Raw genomic sequence first — 18,055 nt, forward strand, 5'->3', positions numbered from 1 at the left:
AGTGGGAAGGGCGTTGTCCGCGACCCCGGCAGGGGCCCGGACAACGCCCTCGTCCAGCTCAGAAGTAGAAGCGCGACACCGACTCGGCGACGCACGCCGGCTTCTCGCCGCCCTCGCGCTCGACCGTGACGACGGCGGTGACCTGCACGCCGCCGCCCGCCTCCTCGACGCTCTTCAGGACGGCCGTCGCCCGCAGCCGTGAGCCCACGGGCACGGTCGAGGGGAAACGGACCTTGTTGGTCCCGTAGTTGATGCCCATCTTCGTGTTCTCGACCTGCATGACCTGCGGTACGAGCGCCGGCAGCAGCGAGAGCGTGAGGTAGCCGTGCGCGATCGTGGTGCCGAACGGCCCGGCCGCGGCGCGCTCCGGGTCCACATGGATCCACTGGTGGTCGCCGGTGGCCTCGGCGAAGAGGTCGATCCTCTTCTGGTCGACCTCCAGCCAGTCACTGTGTCCCAGCTGCTCGCCCACACCGTCACGCAGCTCCTGCGCGGACGTGAAGATCCTCGGCTCTGCCATGTCCCTGGTCCCTGCCTTCCCGCTCTCGACCAACGTCGTCGCCTGTCCGGCCGGCGGGCGGGGGCGGAGCCGCCCGCGATCACCAGCCTGTCTAAGCGCTTGCTCAGCATGGTTGGCGGGTGCGTTCCTGTCAACGACGGACCGGCCGGGAGTGGGCCGCGTAGGGTTCGATGAGTGCCCCAGATCCCACAGACGCTCCATGAGCTCACGGTCGGCCAGCTTTCCGCGCGCAGCGGCGCCGCGGTCTCGGCCCTGCACTTCTACGAGGCCAAGGGCCTGATCAGCAGCAGCCGCACCAGTGGCAACCAGCGCCGCTACACCAGGGACGCGCTGCGCCGGGTCGCCTTCGTCCGTGCGGCGCAGCGGGTCGGCATCCCGCTGGCAACGATCCGTGACGCCCTGGCCGAGCTCCCGGAGGAGCGCACCCCGAACCGGGACGACTGGGCCCGGCTCTCCGCGGCGTGGCGCTCCGAGCTGGACGAGCGGATCCGGCAGCTGAGCAGGCTGCGCGACCACCTCACCGACTGCATCGGCTGCGGCTGCCTGTCGCTGGACACTTGTGTGCTCTCCAACCCGGACGATGTCTCCGGTGACCGGATCAGCGGTTCGCGCCTGATGCCGGAGCTCAAGGCCGTGAACCGGTCCGCAGGAGGGTGCTGAGCGCCCTGGTGGGTCCGCGGATGCCCGTCCGGCGGTCTCCTGGTGCCGGGCGGGCCGTTCCGCGCCTCAGGAGACCGCCGCCAGACCGCCGATCCGGGTGCGCCGGGCCCTGGCCAGTGCGTCGGGGGTGAGCACGGGCTGCGGCACCACGATCCCGCACCCGGCACAGACCGGACCGGACCACGGCTCGCTGTCCAGGTCCTGCCGCCAGATGATGCGGGCCCGGGTGCACACCGGGCAGCCCGTACCCGGCTCCGACTCCAGGGCCGAGATCAGCCGGAGCAGCACGTCGGCGAGCGGTGCCGCCGGGTGGACGGCCGGGTCGTCGCATCGCGCGACCCCGTTCCCGCCCCAGGTGCGCCGGTGCCAGTCGTCGAACGCGCCCGGCCTGCGCAGTCCATCGTGCTTCTCCCGCCTGCGGCGCTCGGCGAACCCCGCCTCGTACCCGAGCCAGACCGCCCGCGCCTTCTCCAGCTCCTCCAGTGCGCGCATAAGCCGCGCCGGGTCGGGCGCCCGGTCCTCGGGGCCTATCCCGTGCCGGACGCACAGGTGGTCCCAGGTCGCCCGGTGGCCGTACGGTGCGAAGCGTTCCAGGCATTTGCGCAGCGAGTACCGCCGCAGCGCCAGATCGCTCCGCGGATCGCGGACCTGTCTCGCAAGACTCCGGAAACCGGCCATTGCACCGCCACCTCCGTCGCTCGTACTCCGTCGCCCGCACTTCGGCGTCAGTGAATGGACGTACGAGTGCCCGGATCGGCTCCATCCAATGACGAGTTGGTCCATCTGCTGAGATGACGGCTCGTCATGCGACGGGATGTGGTGATTCGGAAAAGGTGACCGATGTTCACCTTACCGGCGGGTCATACCGTCGGTAACCTCCGGCGCATCGGCCTCTCTGAGGAGCACGCATGCCCCCACGCACCCGCATGTCCGTACGCACCGGCAGGACAAGAGCCGCCACCGTCGCGGCCGTTCTCGCCCTCGGCACGTCCCTGCTGGCCTCCGCACCTCATGCGGGCGCCAGCGAGGCGGACCCCGTGCCCGTCGTCGACTACTGCCAGGGGCAGTGCGACGACATCCTGCCGCCCGGCGAGAACGGCAACGCCACCCTCGTCGAGATCCTCGGCAACAAGGCGTTCGGCACCCATCCCGCGCACAGCGACGACCAGCTCGACCGCTACGACGGCCTGGTGGCCGGGCACACGGGCCTCACCGACCAGAAGCTGAACGACTTCTTCAACGACGCCTCCTTCGGCGTCGCGAAGGACCAGGTCGAGTCCGTCACCTCGCCCCGCGACGACGTCACCATCACCCGGGACAAGGTGTCGGGCGTCCCGCACATCAAGGGCACCACCCGCTACGGCACCGAGTTCGGCGCCGGATTCGCCGCCGGGCAGGACCGGTTGTGGCTGATGGACCTTTTCCGTCACATCGGGCGCGGGGAGCTGACCTCGTTCGCCGGCGGCGCGCTGGCCAACCAGGGACTGGAGCAGCAGTTCTGGCCGCAGGCCCCGTACACCGAGGCCGATCTGGAGGCTCAGGTCGAGTACATCAGGACCCATGAGGGCCCCCGCGGCGAACAGGCCATGGCGGACGCCCAGGCCTATGTGGACGGCATCAACTCCTACCGCGAGAAGTCGAAGAAGGGCCGCTACTTCCCCGGTGAGTACGTCCTCACCGGCAAGATCGACGCGATCACCAACATCGGTGAGATCCAGCCGTTCCGGCTGACCGACCTGATCTCGATCGCCTCGGTCGTCGGCGGCCAGTTCGGCGGCGGCGGTGGCGGCGAGGTGCAGGCGGCACTGTCCCTGCTCTCCGCCCAGCAGAAGTACGGCGTCGCCGAGGGCACCAGGGTCTGGGAGTCGTTCCGCCAGCGCAACGACCCCGAGGCCGTGCTGACCGTCCACGACGGCACCTCGTTCCCGTACGCCAACAAGCCCGACAAGGCCGTCGGCACCGCTCTCCCGGACCCCGGCTCCGTCACCGCCGAGCCGCTGATCCACGACCGCACCGGCTCCGCGGGCACCAACGCGAAGGCCCCCGTCAAGGCCCCCGCCACGCTCAAGAAGGCCCAGGGCATCTACGACGACGGAGTCATCCCGGAGGGCTCGCTCCCCGGCTCGGGCTCCGGCGCCCAGAAGCGCGGCATGTCCAACGCCCTGCTGGTCTCCGGCAAGAGCACCGCGAGCGGAAATCCGATCGCGGTCTTCGGCCCGCAGACCGGCTACTTCGCCCCGCAGCTGATGATGCTCCAGGAGCTCCAGGGCCCCGGCATCAGCGCCCGCGGTGTCTCCTTCGCCGGCGTCGGCATGTACATCCAGATGGGCCGTGGCCAGGACTACGCCTGGAGCGCCACCTCCGCCGGACAGGACATCACCGACACCTACGCCGTCGACCTGTGCGAACCCGACGGCTCCGCGCCCACCAAGGCCTCCACGCACTACCTCTACCGGGGCGCCTGCACCGCCATGGAGAAGCTGGAGAAGTCCAACTCCTGGAAGCCGACCGTCGCCGACTCCACGGCGAAGGGCTCCTACCGGATGCAGGTGTGGCGCACCGGCTACGGCATCGTCACCCACCGGGCCACGGTGGACGGCAAGCCGGTCGCGTACACCTCGCTGCGCACCACCTACCGGCACGAGGCCGACTCGATCATCGGCTTCCAGATGCTCAACGACCCGTCCTACGTCACCGACGCCGCCTCCTTCCAGCAGGCTGCGAGCAACATCGACTACGCCTTCAACTGGTTCTACGCCGACTCCCGCACCGCCGCCTACTACAACAGCGGCATGAACCCGGTCCGTGCGGCCGGCGTCGACCCGGCCCTGCCCATCAGGGCCGAGAAGGCGTACGAGTGGCAGGGCTACGACCCGGCGGCCAACACCGCCGCCCACACCCCCTTCGCCGAGCACCCGCACTCCAGCGGCCAGGACTACTACGTCTCCTGGAACAACAAGCAGGCTGAGGGGTACGCCTCCGCGGGCTTCGGACTCAGCGCGGTGCACCGGGCCGATCTGCTCGACGACCGGGTGTCGAAGCTGGTGGAGGAGGGCGGTGTCACCCGCGCCTCCCTCACCCGGGCGATGGCGGACGCCGCGCTCACCGATCTGCGCGGCGAGCAGCTGCTGCCCGAACTGCTGAAGGTCATCCGCTCCCAGCCGGTCACCGACCCGGGCCTCGACGCGGTGGTCCAGCAGCTGGACTCCTGGCGGGCGTCGGGCGCCCAGCGCAAGGAGAGCAGCCCGGGCTCGCACACGTACACCAACGCCGACGCGGTGCGGATCATGGACGCGTGGTGGCCGAAGCTGATCGAGGCGGAGTTCAAGCCGGGCCTCGGTGACGATCTGTACGGGGCGCTGACCGCGAACCTCGCCACCGACGAGTCCCCGGCGGCCAGCCACGGGCCGAGCGGCGCGCACAGCGGTTCGGCGTTCCAGTACGGCTGGTGGGGCTTCGCCGACAAGGACCTGCGCCAGGTGCTGGGACAGCCGGTCAAGGGCCCGCTCGCCAAGTCCTACTGCGGCAACGGCGATCTGAGCAGCTGCCGCGCGGCGCTGCTGTCCACGCTGCAGCAGGCGGCGGCGGTTCCGGCGGCCGAGGTGTACCCGGCCGACGACAGCTGCAAGGCCGGTGAGCAGTGGTGCACCGACTCGATCATCCACCGGGCACTGGGCGGGATCGCGCAGAAGGCGATCCACTGGCAGAACCGCCCGACGTACCAGCAGGTGGTGGAGTTCCCGGCCCACCGCTAGGGCCTCTCGTTCGGATCGTGCCGGGCTCGCGGGCGGAGTCCGCCGGGCGGGCCCCACCCGTGGGGCCCGCCCGGCACCACCTCACCGGTACTGCAGATACCGCTTGCGCACGGCCCGGAACGCGGCCAGGTCCTGCGCCCACGCCCCGACGACCTCATCCGTGTCCGCACCCGCGTCGATCATCGTGCGGACCCGGGTGTTGCCGGTGAGCTTGTCGATCCAGTTGTCGGGCCGCCAGGCGAACCCGCTCCAGGTCTGCTTCGCCGTCACGAGCAGCGCGATCCCGGTGCGCACCGGGTCGAAGACCTCGCGGTCCTGCACGTGCAGCTGGACGCCGCCCACCGTCTTGCCCTGGAACTTGGAGAACGTCGGCGCGAAGTACGCCTCGCGGAACGCCACTCCGGGCAGGTTCAGCGCGTTCGCCGCGGCCGCCCAGGTGTGGTCGACGCCCTCCGCGCCCAGCAGTTCGAACGGGCGGGTCGTCCCGCGCCCCTCGGAGAGGTTGGTGCCCTCGAAGAGGCAGGTGCCCGAGTAGACCAGCGCGGTGTCGGGTGTCGGCATGTTGGGGCTCGGCGGGACCCACGGCAGCCCGGTCCCGTCGAAGAAGTCCGCGCGCGACCACCCCGACATCTTCACGATCTCCAGCTCGGCGGGACGGTCCGCCAGGAACTCCCCGTTGAACAGCAGCGCCAGCTCGGTGACCGTCATGCCGTGCGCCTGCGCGATCTCCCGGCGGCCCACGAAGGTGCCGAACGCGGGGTCGAGCACCGGTCCGAGCGCCGCCCGCCCCGTCACCGGGTTCGGCCGGTCCAGCACGACGAGCTTCTTGCCCGCGAGGGCGGCCGCCTCCAGGCAGTCGTACAGCGTCCAGATGTACGTGTAGAAGCGGGCGCCCGCGTCCTGGATGTCGAAGACGATCGTGTCCACACCGGACGCGGTGAACACGTCGGCGAGCGCCTGACCGCTCTTCAGGTACGTGTCGTAGACCGGCAGCCCGGTCGCCGGGTCGTCATAGCGCCCCTCCGAGCCGCCCGCCTGCGCCGTGCCACGGAAGCCGTGCTCGGGGCCGAAGACGGCGGTCAGGTTCACGCGCTCGTCCGGGTGCATCACATCGACGATGTGCCGGACGTCGGAGGTGATCCCGGTCGGGTTGGTGACGACGCCGACCCGCTGCCCCTTCAGCAGCGCGTACCCGTCCGCCGCCAGCCGGTCGAAGCCGGTGCGGACCCGGCCGTGTCCGCCGCCGTGCCCCTTGCCGGGCGAGGGGAGGGCGGCTGCGGGTCCGGCCGAAGCGGCAGTCGCCGCGAGAGCTCCCACCGCACCGCCGGCGGCCAGCAATCCACGTCTGGACAGGCTCATTCGGCTACCTCCATGATCGCGACGTCTGTCATGGTCACGCACGCTAGCGCGCGAGAGGGCCGCAGGGAACGAGCCGGACGGGGCTGCTGTGCACGGAGTGGCGGATGAGAGGCCCAGACCCCTTCCCCGACGACATACCGACCGGTTAGTCTGCCGGTGCAGTCGGCTGAGAGAGGCGGGACCGATGAGTACGGTGCAGGGCGCGGGCGTAGTGGTCACGGGGGCCGGAGGCGGCATCGGCGCCGCACTGGCCCGCAGATTCGCCGCCGAAGGCGCACGGGTCGTGGTCAACGACCTCGACGAGAGCCGGATCAAGGCGCTGGCCGAGGAGATCGGAGCCGTGGCGGTCGCCGGCGACGCCTCGCGGATCGTCGACGCCGCGCGGGACGCGCTGGACGGCACCGTGGACGTCTACTGCGCCAACGCCGGCCTCGCCTCGCCCGGCGACGTCTTCGCCGACGAGGAGGTCTGGGCCGCGGCCTGGGACGTCAACGTGATGGCCCACGTCCGCGCGGCGAAGGCGCTGCTCCCGGACTGGCTGGAGCGCGGCAGCGGCAGGTTCGTCTCCACGGCCTCCGCCGCCGGACTGCTGACGATGATCGGCGCGGCGCCTTACAGCGTCACCAAGCACGGCGTGGTCGCCTTCGCCGAGTGGCTCTCCCTCACCTACCGCCACCGCGGCGTCAAGGTCCACGCCATCTGCCCGCAGGGTGTGCGTACGGACATGCTCACCGCCGCCGGATCGGCCGGGAAGCTCGTTCTCGCCCCCAGCGCGATCGAGCCCGAGGACGTCGCCGACGCCCTCTTCGACGCCATGGCCGCGGACCGGTTCCTCGTCCTGCCGCACCCCGAGGTCGCCGGCTACTACCGGGCCCGCACCAAGGACACCGACCACTGGCTCGGCAATATGAACCACCTCCAGCGCAAGTGGGAGGAGACCGGCGCATGAGCGAGTCCGTCTACGCGGCCAAGCCCTGGCTCCCGCTGCTCAGCGAGGCACAGCGGGCCCCCGTCAGCCCCGCCGAAACGCTGGTGCACGCCTTCCGCGACTCCGTGGCCCGGGCACCCGGCCACCCGGCGCTCGCCTACTTCGACGGACGCCTCACCTACGCCGAGACCGACGAGCTCTCCGACTCCGTGGCCGGCCACCTCGCCGCCCGGGGGCTGAAGCGCGGCGACCGGGTCGCGATCATGCTGCAGAACTCCCCGCAGTTCGTCCTGGCGCTGCTCGGCGCCTGGAAGGCCGGGGCGACGGTCGTGCCGCTCAACCCGATGTACAAGTCCGCCGAGGTCGGCCACGTACTGAAGGACGCGGACGTCACGGCGCTGATCTGCTCCGACCGGGCCTGGGAGGCGTATCTGCGGGACACCGCGGCCGGTGCCCCGTCCGTCCGGATCGCCGTCACCGCCTGCGAGCTGGACCTCCAGACGAAGAACGACGAGCGGGTGCTGAACTTCGAGCGGCTGCCGGCCGCCGGTGACGCCGACGACCTGGTGGCCGTCGCCCGACAGGGCCTCGCGGCCCCGGCGGACCGGGAGCTCGCCGCCGGTGACGTGGCGCTGATCAGCTACACCTCCGGGACCAGCGGCACCCCCAAGGGCGCCATGAACTCCCACGGCAACATCATGGTCAACGCCGAACGCCAGCGCACCGGCCACCCCATCACCGAGGGCTCCTCCTACTTCGCCCTCGCCCCGCTCTTCCACATCACCGGCATGGTCTGCCAGCTGGCCGTCTGCCTCACCAACGCGGGCACCCTGGTCCTGGCGTACCGCTTCCACCCCGGCGTCGTCCTCGACGCCTTCGCCGAGCACCGGCCCGCCTACACGGTCGGCCCGTCGACCGCCTTCATGGCGCTCGCCGCGACCCCCGGCGTGTCCCCCGAGCACTTCGCGTCCTTCCAGGTGATCTCCTCCGGCGGCGCACCACTGCCGCCCGCGCTCGTCGAGAAGTTCCGGGCGGGCTTCGGCCCGTACATCCGCAACGGCTACGGCCTCACCGAATGCACCGCCCCCTGCGCCTCGGTGCCGCCGGAGCGCGAGGCGCCCGTCGACCCGGTCTCCGGCACCCTCTCGGTCGGCGTTCCCGGCCCGGACACGGTCGTGCGGATCATCGACGAGAACGGGGCGGACGTGCCCTTCGGCGAGCAGGGCGAGATCGCGGTGCGCGGTCCCCAGGTCGTCTCCGGATACTGGCGGCTGCCCGAGGCCACCGCCACCGCCTTCCCGGACGGAGAGCTGCGCACCGGCGACATCGGCTTCATGGACCGCGAGGGCTGGCTCTATGTCGTCGACCGCAAGAAGGACATGATCAACGCCTCCGGATTCAAGGTCTGGCCGCGCGAGGTGGAAGATGTCCTCTACACCCACCCGGCTGTGCGCGAGGCCGCCGTCGTCGGCATCCCCGACGCCTACCGCGGCGAGACGGTCCGCGCCTATGTCAGTCTGCGGCCCGGTGCCTCGGTCGAACCCGGTGAATTGGGTGCGTACTGCAAGGAACGGCTTGCCGCGTACAAGTACCCGCGCGAAGTCGAGATCCTGACGGAACTTCCCAAGACGGCAAGTGGGAAGATCCTCAGGCGGGAACTGCGTTCACCCCGTTAGAACGGTTCACCACAGCACGGAAGGAAGGTGGCGGCTATGGCCAAGGCAACGGACGGGAGCGGTACCCCCGTCCCCCAGCGGCTGCTGGCCGCCGCCACCCGGCTCTTCGCCGAACAGGGGTACGACCGCACCTCGGTCCAGGAGATCGTCGAGGCGGCCGGGGTCACCAAGGGTGCGCTGTACCACTACTTCGGCTCCAAGGAGGACCTCCTCCAGGAGGTGTACGCCCGGGTGCTGCGGCTCCAGCAGGAGCGGCTCGACGCCTTCGCGGACGCCGACGCGCCGGTCGAGCAGCGGCTGCGTGACGCCGCGGCCGACGTGGTCGTCACCACCATCGAGAACCTCGACGACGCGTCGATCTTCTTCCGCTCCATGCACCACCTGAGTCCCGAGAAGAACAAGCAGGTACGGGTGGAGCGGCGCCGCTACCACGAGCGCTTCCGGGCACTGGTGGAGGAGGGGCAGCGCAGCGGGGTGTTCTCCACGGCCACTCCGGCGGACCTGATCGTCGACTACCACTTCGGCTCGGTCCACCACCTGTCGACCTGGTACCGGCCGGACGGCCCGCTGTCCCAGCAGGAGGTCGCCGACCACCTCGCCGATCTGCTGTTGCGCGCGCTGCGGCCGTAGGACCGCTCAGGACCCGCTGCCGGCCAGCCGGCCGAGCAGCGCCTCCGCCGCCGGGTTCCGTGGCCGGGGAGCCCGGCCCACCAGCACGACGGTCCGGCCCGGCTCGGGCTGGCGGATGCTCACACACGGCAGCCCCGCCTCCTGGCCGATCCGGCGCGGCACGATCGCGACGCCGATGCCCGCCCGTACGAGATCGACGAGCAGCCGGATCTGCGTCACATCACAGGTGATCCGGCGCTCCAGACCGCAGTGAGCGGCCAGCCGTCGTACCGCCGTCTCCAGGCCGGTTCCCGCGCGGAAGTCCACGAAGGGCTCGTCGGCCAGGTCCTTGATCAGGGTGCGCCCGGCGGTCGCCAGCCGGTGGCCGGGCGCCGTGATCAGCACCAGGTCCTCCTGCCAGGAGGCGAAGGCGACGATGCCCTCCGGGAGCTCGGCCGCGTCCGGCGCCAGATAGGCGAGATCCAGCTCGCCCGCGCGCACCCCCGCCACCAGCTCCGGAGTCGTCGCCTCGCGGAGCGAGATCTGCACCCCGGGCCACAGCCGGTGGTACGCGGCGAGCTCGGCGGCCAGGTCCACGCAGGTCAGCGTCTGGATCGTGCCGATACGTACCCGCCCGGTGGCCAGCCCCGAGACTGCGGCCACCGCGTCGCGCGCCGCGTCGGTCCCGGCCAGCACCGTCCGGGCCGACGGCAGGAGTGCCCGGCCCGCCTCGGTCAGTACCACCCGGCGGCCGGTCCGCTCGAAGAGGTCGGCCCCCAGCTCCCGTTCGAGATTGCGTACGGAGGTGCTCAGTGCGGACTGCACGATCAGTTCGGCGCGCGCGGCGGCTGTGAAACTGCCGTGCGTGATCACCGCCATGAAGTGGCGGAGCTGGCGAATCTCCATCCATCTACGGTAGCGATCGCAGCCAGCTAATCCATCTGTTGGACCGAATGCCTTGGCGGGGTGAAGGTGGATACATGGCGCATATCCAGACTTCGACGCGTGTCCCGGCCCTGTGGAACGCGGCCTACGGGCCGCACCGGCCGAGGTCCTTCCGGCTCCTGGCCCGGTGCCTGTTGCGGGTGAGGGCCTTCGCCCGCGAGCTGGCGCTCGCCGACCACGTACCGTACGGCGGCTACTGAGGCGCTGCAGGGAGGGCGCGAAGGCCCGGAACGCGTCGGTGGAGCCGCAGGGTGCGCGGCTGGGGGCTGTCCCGTAGTTCCTGGTGGATCGGTGCGCGATGTCGGATGTGGTGCATCGGAAGGCGGAGGGACGCCCGAGTGCCGGCGGTCCGGACGCTCTGCCGGGCGGGCCGGGAGCCGGCGGTTCCCGCGGTGACAGCGCTGCTGGGGCACCCGCACGCCGTCGTGCGAGAGGCGGCGGGCGAGGGGCTCGTCGAGCTGGGCGGGGCGGCGGTCCCGGCACTCCGCCACGCCTCCGCCCGTGCCCGGCCCGACCGGCGCTCCCTGTACACGGAGGTACTGGACCGGATCGGGGCCGGCGAGCACTGACGTGATCCGCCGCCCCGGCCAGCCGCCGGCCACCCCCTACAGGTACTTCTTGATCTCCCGGCGGGCCAGCGACCGCTGGTGCACCTCGTCCGGACCGTCCGCCAGCCGCAGCGTCCGTGCCGCCGCCCACAGCTCGGCCAGCGGGAAGTCCTGGCTGACGCCGCCCGCACCGTGCAGCTGCACCGCCTGGTCGAGGATGGAGACCACCGCGCGCGGGGTGGCGATCTTGATGGACTGGATCTCCGTGTGCGCGCCGCGGTTGCCGACGGTGTCCATCAGCCAGGCCGTCTTCAGCACCAGCAGCCGCAGCTGCTCCACCGTGACCCGGGCGTCCGCGATCCAGTTCTGCACCACGCCCTGCTGGGCGAGCGGCTTGCCGAAGGCGTTCCGGGCCACCGCGCGGCGGCACATCAGCTCGATGGCGCGCTCGGCCATGCCGATCAGCCGCATGCAGTGGTGGATCCGGCCCGGGCCGAGCCGTGCCTGGGCGATGGCGAAGCCGCCGCCCTCCTCGCCGACCAGGTTGGCCGCAGGCACCCGCACGTTGTCGAAGACGACCTCGGCGTGGCCGCCGTGGTAGTGGTCCTCGTAGCCGTACACCTTCATGGCGCGCTTCACGGTCAGGCCCGGGGTGTCGCGCGGGACGAGGATCTGCGACTGCTGGCGGCGGATGTCCTCACCGTCCGGGTCGGTCTTGCCCATCACGATGAAGATCGCGCAGTCCGGGTTCATCGCCCCGGAGATGTACCACTTGCGGCCGTTGATGACGTAGTCCTCGCCATCCCGGGTGATGCGGGTCTCGATGTTGGTCGCGTCCGAGGAGGCGACCTCCGGCTCCGTCATCGCGAACGCGGACCGGATCTCCCCGGCCAGCAGCGGCTCCAGCCACTGCTTCTTCTGCTCCTCGGTGCCGAACTGCGCCAGCACCTCCATGTTCCCGGTGTCCGGCGCCGCGCAGTTCAGCGCGGTCGGCGCCAACTGCGGTGAGCGGCCCAGGATCTCGGCCAGCGGGGCGTACTGGAGGTTGGTCAGCCCGGCGCCGAACTCGGCGTCCGGCAGGAAGAGATTCCACAGCCCCTGCTTGCGGGCCTCGGCCTTCAGGTCCTCGACCACCTGCGGGGTGTCCCATGGCGACGCGAGCAGCTCGCGCTGCTCGTCCGCGGTCTTCTCGGCCGGGTAGACGTGCTCGTCCATGAAGGTGAGCAGCTTGGCGCGCAGCTCTTCGGTGCGGGCGTCGAATGCGAAGTCCATGGGGTGGGTCAGCCTTCCTGGAGGGTGGTGAGGCCGTGCTCGATGAAGACGGGGACGAGGTCGCCGATGCGGTCGAAGCCGCCGCCGACCGTCTGGCCCAGGGTGTAGCGGTAGTGGATGCCCTCCAGGATCACGGCGAGCTTGAACCAGGCGAACGCCGTGTACCAGGAGATGCCGGAGGTGTCCCGGCCGGAGCGGACGGCGTAGCGCTCGATCAGCTCGGCGGGGGAGGGGTGGCCGGCCGCCCCGCTGGTGGTGGAGACCGGCGACTCGGGCAGACCCAGGTCGGAGCTGTACATGACCAGCAGCCCGAGGTCGGTGAGCGGGTCGCCGAGCGTCGACATCTCCCAGTCGAGGACGGCCTTGATCTCGTCGTCGGACCCGATCAGCACGTTGTCCAGGCGGTAGTCGCCGTGGATGACCGTGGGCGCGGGGGAGCCGGGCAGCTGCCGGCCGAGGGCCGCGTGCAGCTCGTCGATACCGGGCAGTTCGCGGTTGCGGGAAGCGTCCAGCTGCTTGCCCCAGCGGCGCAGCTGCCGGTCGAGGAAGCCCTCGGGGCGCCCGAAGTCGCCGAGGCCGACGGCCTGGGGGTCCACGGCGTGCAGTTCCACCAGGGTGTCGACCAGGCCCAGCACGGCCTTGCGGGTGCGCTCGGGGCCCAGCTGGGCGAGCTGCTCCACCGTGCGGTACGGGGTGCCCTCGACGTACTCCATGACGTAGAACGGCGAGCCGATGACCGAGTCGTCCTCGCAGAGCAGCAGGGTTTCCGGGACCGGGACGGCTGTCGGGTGCAGCGCGCTGATCACCCGGTGCTCGCGCTTCATGTCGTGCGCGGTGGCCAGCACATGGCCCAGCGGCGGCCGGCGGACGACCCAGCGGCCGGTGCCGTCCGTGTCCGTGACGACGTAGGTCAGGTTCGAGCGGCCGCCCTCGATGAGCCCGGCGTCGAGCGGTCCGTTCACCAGACCCGGCCGCTCGCGGTCGAGATGTCCGCGCAGGCGGTCGAGGTCGAGACCTGGCGGGTGGACTGGGCTCATCGTGCGCACCTCCGGGGTGGATAAGACGTCGGTGTTCATGATGCCGACCAGTCGGTATGTCGTCCAGTGAACTTCCGGAACCGGATGTGGGGAATCCGGCCCGAAAGGCGGCCGAGCCCTGGCGCTCAGTCGCACCTCTGAATAGAGTTCACGTATGGATACTGCGCTGTTGATCGACGAAGTCCGGCTGACGCCGATCCTCATAGCCGACCCGCCGCTCCTCAACACCCAGGGCGTCCACCAGCCGTACACCCCACGGCTCATCGTGGAGGTCGTCACCCGCGGTGGTGTGACCGGCATCGGGGAGACCTACGGCGACGGCAAGTACCTCGAACTGGCCGAGCCGCTCGCCAGGGCGCTGGCCGGGCGCCCGGTCAGCGATGTGAACGGCCTCTTCGCCCTCGCCGACGAGGTGTGCGGAGATTCACGCGCGGCCGACGGCCGGGTCGACGCGGGCGGTCTGCGCGGCGTCCAGACCGCGGACAAGCTGCGGCTCTCCGTGGTGTCCGGCTTCGAGGTCGCCTGCCTGGACGCCCTGGGCAAGTCCCTCGGCCTGCCCGTGCACGCGCTGCTCGGCGGCAAGGTCCGCGACAGCGTCGAGTACAGCGCGTACCTCTTCTACCGCTGGGCCGGGCACCCGGACGGCGGCGAGAGCGACGACTGGGGTGCGGCCGTCGACCCGGCCGGAGTCGTCGCCCAGGCCCGGCGCTTCGCCCGTGACTACGGCTTCTCCTCCTTCAAGCTGAAGGGCGGTGTCTTCCCGCCCGACGAGGAGATCGCCGCGGTCCGCGCGCTGGCCGAGGCTTTCCCCGGACAGCCGCTGCGCCTGGACCCCAACGGCGCCTGGTCCGTCGAGACCTCGCTCCACGTCGCCGAGCAGCTGAAGGACGTGCTCGAATACCTGGAGGACCCGGCGAGCGGCACGGAGTCGATGGCCGCCGTCGCCGCCGGCACCGACGTACCTCTGGCCACGAACATGTGCGTCACCACGCTCGCCGAGGTCCCGGAGGCCTTCGCCCGGGGCGCCGTCCAGGTCGTCCTCTCCGACCACCACTACTGGGGCGGGCTGCACCGCACCCGCGAACTTGCCGGCATCTGCCGCACCTTCGGCGTCGGCCTGTCCATGCACTCCAACACCCACCTCGGGATCAGCCTCGCCGCCATGACGCACGTCGCGGCCACCGTCCCCAACCTCGACTACGCCTGCGACAGCCACTACCCCTGGCAGAGCGAGGACGTCATCACCACCCGCCATGTCTTCGAGGACGGCCGGCTGACCGTCCCCGACGCCCCGGGCCTCGGTGTCGAACTCGACCGGGAACGCCTGGCCGCACTGCACCGCCGCTGGCTCGACGACGACGGCACGATGCGCGAGCGCGACGACGCCGCCGCGATGCGCAAGGCCGAGCCGGAGTGGCGGACGCCGTCGGTCCCGCGCTGGTGAGAGCCGGTCCGTCCGGGCCACATCCGGCCTGAGTTGCGGGCGCCCCGCCACGCGCCGAGGGTCGTTACATGAAGGCGATCAGCTACAGCAGGTACGGCGGGGCCGACGTCCTGGAATACGGCGAGCGGCCCGACCCCAAGGTCGGTCCCGACACCGTCCTGGTGAAGGTGCGGGCCGCGGCCGTCAACCCGGTCGACCGTGTCGCACGGGAGGGGCACCTCGATGGCGCTCTGGAGGCGGTCTTCCCGGTGATCCCCGGCTGGGACGTGGCGGGGGTCGTCGTCCAGCCCGGTATCGCCGTCGACGAGTTCGCCGTCGGCGACGAGGTCATCGGATACGTGCGGGAGGACTTCCTCAGCCGCGGCACCTTCGCCGAGTACGTGGCCGCACCGGTGCGCACCCTCGCGCGCAAACCCCTGAGCCTGAGCTTCGAGGAGGCCTCGGGCCTGCCCCTGGCCGGCCTCACCGCCTACCAGGTACTCCACCGGACCCTGCGGATCCGCAACGGGGACACCGTCCTCGTCCACGCGGCGGCGGGAGGCGTCGGATCGTTCGCCGTGCAGATCGCCCGTCACACCGGCTGCCGGGTCATCGGGACCGCGAGCGAACGCAACCACGACCATCTGCGGCAGCTCGGCGCGGAACCCGTGGCTTACGGGGACGGGCTCGCGGACCGGCTGCGGGAGCTGGCTCCCGACGGGATCGACGCCGCCTTCGACACCGTGGGCGGTGAAGCCCTGCGGGTGTCCGCCGAGACGCTCGCGCCGGACGGGCGCCTCGCGTCCATCGTCGACGACGAGGTGTTCTCGTACGGCGGCAAGTACGCCTTCGTCCGGCCCGACGCCAAGGACCTGGCCCATCTGGCGGAGCTGGCCGAGCGGGGCATCGTCTCCGTCCACGTGGACCGGGTCTTCCCCCTGGCCGAGGCCGCCGAGGCCCACCGGCTCAACGCGCAGGGCCGCACCCGCGGAAAGATCGTCGTCACCGTGGACTGGGAGGGCGAGGACTGACCGCCGGTCCGCGGCTCAGAACAGCATGGCGGCGGCGAACACGGCCAGCGCTACCGTGCACGCCGTAGCCGTCAGGGCCTCCCGGGACCCGAGTGTCCGCGGGCGGGCGGTCCCCATGCCCTGCACCCGTCGGTTCGCCACGCGCAGAAACCCCAGCCAGGCGAGCACGCTCAACGACAGGGCGATCACCCCGGCCGGGGTGGCCCCGCTGTGCAGCGCCTGCTTGCCCGCCAGCAGTGCCACCACGGTGCAGGAGAGCGTGGTGCGCCGCCAGGCCAGCCTGGTCCGCTCCGGCTGCAGGCCGGGATCCCGCTCCCCGGTGCTCACCGGCCCTCCCAGCCGAAGAGGACCACCACCACCATCGCCACGGCGACGACGGCGACCGCGAGACTCAGCAGCGTCGGGAACCGGGAGACCGGCAGGTCCTCGCCGCGGCGCATCGCCCGCTCGCACCGCACCCAGTGGTTGACGGCCCGCAGCGCGCACAGCACACCGGCCGCAAGCAGCGCGAGCGCCAGACCCGCGCGGACACCCCATGCCAGCTCGGGCAGGAACTGGTCGACCGCGAAACCGCCGCCGATCAGCGCGAGAGCCGTCCGGATCCAGGCGAGAAAGGTCCGCTCGTTGGCGAGCGAGAAGCGGTAGTCGGGGGTGTCGCCTTCTTCGCGGATCCGCTGCGGCGCGAACCACAGCCGCATGCTCTGCACAAATTCGTTCACGTACGGACCCTATCGGCCACTTTGGAGCGCATCTTCGGCCGGTTCAGGAGGACTCCCGGAACGCCTGGAGCCGCCGGTAGCTTTCCAGGCCGTCCGGCACCCACTGCCAGTCGCCGAGCCGCTGCTCCAGCTCCGCATCCGTGAGGAAGGTGTGCCAGGCGACCTCCTCCACCTGCGGCTTCACCGGCAGCTCGCACCGTACCCGGTAGACGGACGACCACCAGGTGTGGCCGCCGCCCTCGTAGAGGAACTTGAACACCGGCTCCGGACGGGGCAGTCCCGTGACGCCCAGCTCCTCCTCGGCCTCCCGCAGTGCCGCCTCGTCGTAGGACTCACCGGCCCCGACGACCCCGCCGACGAACATGTCGTAGTGGGAGGGGAAGACCAGCTTGGTCGCGGTCCTGCGGTGCACGAAGATCTTGCCCTCGGCGTCCCGGGCCTCGATGAAGACGCAGCGGTGACGCAAGCCCTGCGCGGTCGCCTCGCCGCGCGGGGCCTGTCCCACGACGACGTCGTTCTCGTCCACGATGTCCAGGATCTCGTCAGAAGGGGTCATGCCCCTCATCCAACATCAGCCCGCTGACACACAGGTGACGGACCGCCCTCAACGCGGCTGGAGACGCTGCGTGCGGCGCCCGCCCACCGGCCCCTCCGGCATCGCCGGATGCAGCCCGAGCAGCACGATCCCGGTCACGATCGCGGCGAGCCCGGCCGCCTGCCAGGCCAGCGCGGCGGTGTCGGTACGCACCTGGTCGCCCATGAAGCCGATCCCGCAGGCGATCCCGGCCAGCGGCTGGGCCGCGGTCAGCGCCGGCAGCGACATCCGCAGCGGGCCGGTCTCGAACGCGCTCTGCACGAGGATCAGCCCCGTCACCCCCAGCACCAGCACCGCGTACGGCTGCCAGCCGGTGACCAGCGCCGCCCAGCCCCCGTCCGAGAGCCGCTGCCCGCTGACACGGGTGAGGGCGTCCTGGAGTCCGTAGAGCAGTCCCGCCGCGACCGCGAGAAGCGCGGGGGACACCCCCGACCTGGAGCGCTTGGCGAAGGCGGTCAGCAGCAGGGCCAGGCCCACCACCACGCCGATCACCAGCCAGTGCCGCAGTGGACTCGACACCGCCTGTCCGCCCTTCGGCTCGCCCGCCACCAGGAACGCGGCGACCCCGCCGGCCAGCAGCCAGAGCCCCGCCCAGCCCTGCCGGCCCAGCCGCTGACCGGTCCGGTGACGGGACAGAGCCATCGCGAAGAGCAGATTGGTGGCGAGGAGCGGTTCGACGACGGAGACCTCGCCCTTGCCCAGGGCCAGGGCGCCCAGCACCATGCCGCAGACCATCAGGCCGATGCCGGCCAGCCAGCTGCGCACCCGCATCAGGTCCAGCAGCAGCCGGGGCGACAGGTAGTCGCTTCTCGGGGCGTGGCTGGCGGCGGCCTGTTGCAGCACGAAGCCGAACCCCAGACAGCAGGCGGCGCTCACGGCGAGCACCAGGACCAGCACCGACACGCTTCTCCACCCCAAGTCAGGCCGGAAGAGGGTGATTTGTTTCGACGATAGCGCCTGGGGGCCGCCGGTGCGGCC

At 71.3% G+C, this 18,055-nt stretch carries 19 protein-coding genes; 9 read left to right on the forward strand and 10 right to left on the reverse strand.

Annotated elements, in window-relative coordinates; genetic code table 11:
• Window positions 1-58: 58 nt before the first annotated feature.
• A complete protein-coding gene (locus ACIOEW_RS34685; RefSeq protein ID WP_326735322.1) occupies window positions 59-520 on the reverse strand; it encodes a MaoC family dehydratase in 462 nt (153 codons plus the stop codon).
• A gap of 174 nt (window positions 521-694) precedes the next feature.
• On the opposite strand from ACIOEW_RS34685, the gene soxR reads away from it, so the two are divergent.
• On the forward strand, window positions 695-1,180 hold the full coding sequence (soxR, locus tag ACIOEW_RS34690; RefSeq protein WP_362548603.1) for a redox-sensitive transcriptional activator SoxR: 486 nt from the start codon (window positions 695-697) through the stop codon (window positions 1,178-1,180).
• A gap of 66 nt (window positions 1,181-1,246) precedes the next feature.
• Here soxR and ACIOEW_RS34695 read toward each other — a convergent pair whose 3' ends face one another.
• Entirely contained in the window at window positions 1,247-1,858 is a 612-nt protein-coding gene (locus tag ACIOEW_RS34695; protein WP_362548600.1) for a hypothetical protein, read from the reverse strand.
• Between the two features lie 230 nt (window positions 1,859-2,088).
• On the opposite strand from ACIOEW_RS34695, the gene ACIOEW_RS34700 reads away from it, so the two are divergent.
• Entirely contained in the window at window positions 2,089-4,935 is a 2,847-nt protein-coding gene (locus ACIOEW_RS34700; RefSeq protein WP_362548597.1) for a penicillin acylase family protein, read from the forward strand.
• Between the two features lie 81 nt (window positions 4,936-5,016).
• Here the strand turns inward: ACIOEW_RS34700 and ACIOEW_RS34705 are convergent, their stop codons facing one another.
• A complete protein-coding gene (locus ACIOEW_RS34705) occupies window positions 5,017-6,294 on the reverse strand; it encodes a DUF1343 domain-containing protein (RefSeq protein ID WP_362548594.1) in 1,278 nt (425 codons plus the stop codon).
• Between the two features lie 184 nt (window positions 6,295-6,478).
• Between ACIOEW_RS34705 and ACIOEW_RS34710 the strand changes: the two genes are divergently transcribed.
• The 3 genes from ACIOEW_RS34710 to ACIOEW_RS34720 are packed head-to-tail and all read left to right on the forward strand — an operon-like array spanning window position 6,479 to window position 9,528.
• Window positions 6,479-7,243 carry an SDR family oxidoreductase gene (locus tag ACIOEW_RS34710; protein ID WP_362548591.1) on the forward strand — a complete coding sequence of 255 codons (765 nt, stop codon included), beginning with the start codon at window positions 6,479-6,481 and terminating at the stop codon, window positions 7,241-7,243.
• Window positions 7,240-8,898, forward strand: a complete 1,659-nt coding sequence (locus ACIOEW_RS34715; protein WP_401968902.1) for a class I adenylate-forming enzyme family protein — start codon at window positions 7,240-7,242, stop codon at window positions 8,896-8,898. The genes ACIOEW_RS34710 and ACIOEW_RS34715 overlap by 4 nt, the downstream gene beginning before the upstream one ends.
• Before the next feature lie 36 nt (window positions 8,899-8,934).
• Window positions 8,935-9,528 (forward strand): TetR/AcrR family transcriptional regulator, encoded by a 594-nt coding sequence (locus ACIOEW_RS34720; protein WP_362548585.1) that lies wholly within the window; start codon window positions 8,935-8,937, stop codon window positions 9,526-9,528.
• A gap of 6 nt (window positions 9,529-9,534) precedes the next feature.
• Here the strand turns inward: ACIOEW_RS34720 and ACIOEW_RS34725 are convergent, their stop codons facing one another.
• Window positions 9,535-10,413 (reverse strand): LysR family transcriptional regulator, encoded by an 879-nt coding sequence (locus ACIOEW_RS34725; protein WP_401968905.1) that lies wholly within the window; start codon window positions 10,411-10,413, stop codon window positions 9,535-9,537.
• 74 nt (window positions 10,414-10,487) lie between these two features.
• Here ACIOEW_RS34725 and ACIOEW_RS34730 point away from each other — a divergent pair, with 74 nt between their 5' ends.
• Together ACIOEW_RS34730 and ACIOEW_RS34735 are read left to right on the forward strand one after the other, a co-directional pair.
• Window positions 10,488-10,652: a hypothetical protein gene (locus ACIOEW_RS34730; protein ID WP_401968908.1), complete on the forward strand. Its 165-nt coding sequence runs from the start codon at window positions 10,488-10,490 to the stop codon at window positions 10,650-10,652.
• A gap of 105 nt (window positions 10,653-10,757) precedes the next feature.
• Window positions 10,758-11,021 (forward strand): HEAT repeat domain-containing protein, encoded by a 264-nt coding sequence (locus tag ACIOEW_RS34735; RefSeq protein WP_401968911.1) that lies wholly within the window; start codon window positions 10,758-10,760, stop codon window positions 11,019-11,021.
• A 36-nt stretch (window positions 11,022-11,057) separates the two neighbouring features.
• Here the strand turns inward: ACIOEW_RS34735 and ACIOEW_RS34740 are convergent, their stop codons facing one another.
• Together ACIOEW_RS34740 and ACIOEW_RS34745 are read right to left on the reverse strand one after the other, a co-directional pair.
• Entirely contained in the window at window positions 11,058-12,272 is a 1,215-nt protein-coding gene (locus ACIOEW_RS34740; RefSeq protein ID WP_362548573.1) for an acyl-CoA dehydrogenase family protein, read from the reverse strand.
• Window positions 12,273-12,280: 8 nt separating this feature from the next.
• Entirely contained in the window at window positions 12,281-13,309 is a 1,029-nt protein-coding gene (locus ACIOEW_RS34745) for a phosphotransferase family protein (RefSeq protein ID WP_401968914.1), read from the reverse strand.
• Between the two features lie 154 nt (window positions 13,310-13,463).
• On the opposite strand from ACIOEW_RS34745, the gene ACIOEW_RS34750 reads away from it, so the two are divergent.
• Entirely contained in the window at window positions 13,464-14,753 is a 1,290-nt protein-coding gene (locus tag ACIOEW_RS34750) for a glucarate dehydratase family protein (RefSeq protein ID WP_362548567.1), read from the forward strand.
• A gap of 68 nt (window positions 14,754-14,821) precedes the next feature.
• A complete protein-coding gene (locus tag ACIOEW_RS34755; RefSeq protein ID WP_401968916.1) occupies window positions 14,822-15,763 on the forward strand; it encodes an NADP-dependent oxidoreductase in 942 nt (313 codons plus the stop codon).
• Window positions 15,764-15,778: 15 nt separating this feature from the next.
• Here the strand turns inward: ACIOEW_RS34755 and ACIOEW_RS34760 are convergent, their stop codons facing one another.
• The 4 genes from ACIOEW_RS34760 to ACIOEW_RS34775 are packed head-to-tail and all read right to left on the reverse strand — an operon-like array spanning window position 15,779 to window position 17,980.
• A complete protein-coding gene (locus ACIOEW_RS34760) occupies window positions 15,779-16,090 on the reverse strand; it encodes a DUF202 domain-containing protein (RefSeq protein ID WP_401968918.1) in 312 nt (103 codons plus the stop codon).
• The gene (locus ACIOEW_RS34765; RefSeq protein WP_362548558.1) at window positions 16,087-16,482 is read right to left on the reverse strand and encodes a DUF202 domain-containing protein; all 396 of its coding nucleotides are present in this window, start codon (window positions 16,480-16,482) and stop codon (window positions 16,087-16,089) included. Before ACIOEW_RS34765 ends, ACIOEW_RS34760 begins: the two co-directional genes overlap by 4 nt.
• Before the next feature lie 43 nt (window positions 16,483-16,525).
• Window positions 16,526-17,038, reverse strand: a complete 513-nt coding sequence (locus tag ACIOEW_RS34770; RefSeq protein ID WP_401968920.1) for an NUDIX hydrolase — start codon at window positions 17,036-17,038, stop codon at window positions 16,526-16,528.
• A 48-nt stretch (window positions 17,039-17,086) separates the two neighbouring features.
• Entirely contained in the window at window positions 17,087-17,980 is an 894-nt protein-coding gene (locus tag ACIOEW_RS34775) for a DMT family transporter (RefSeq protein WP_362548552.1), read from the reverse strand.
• Window positions 17,981-18,055: the final 75 nt, after the last annotated feature.

The sequence above is a fragment of the Streptomyces sp. NPDC087901 genome (genome assembly GCF_044742205.1).
Lineage (GTDB): Bacteria > Actinomycetota > Actinomycetes > Streptomycetales > Streptomycetaceae > Streptomyces.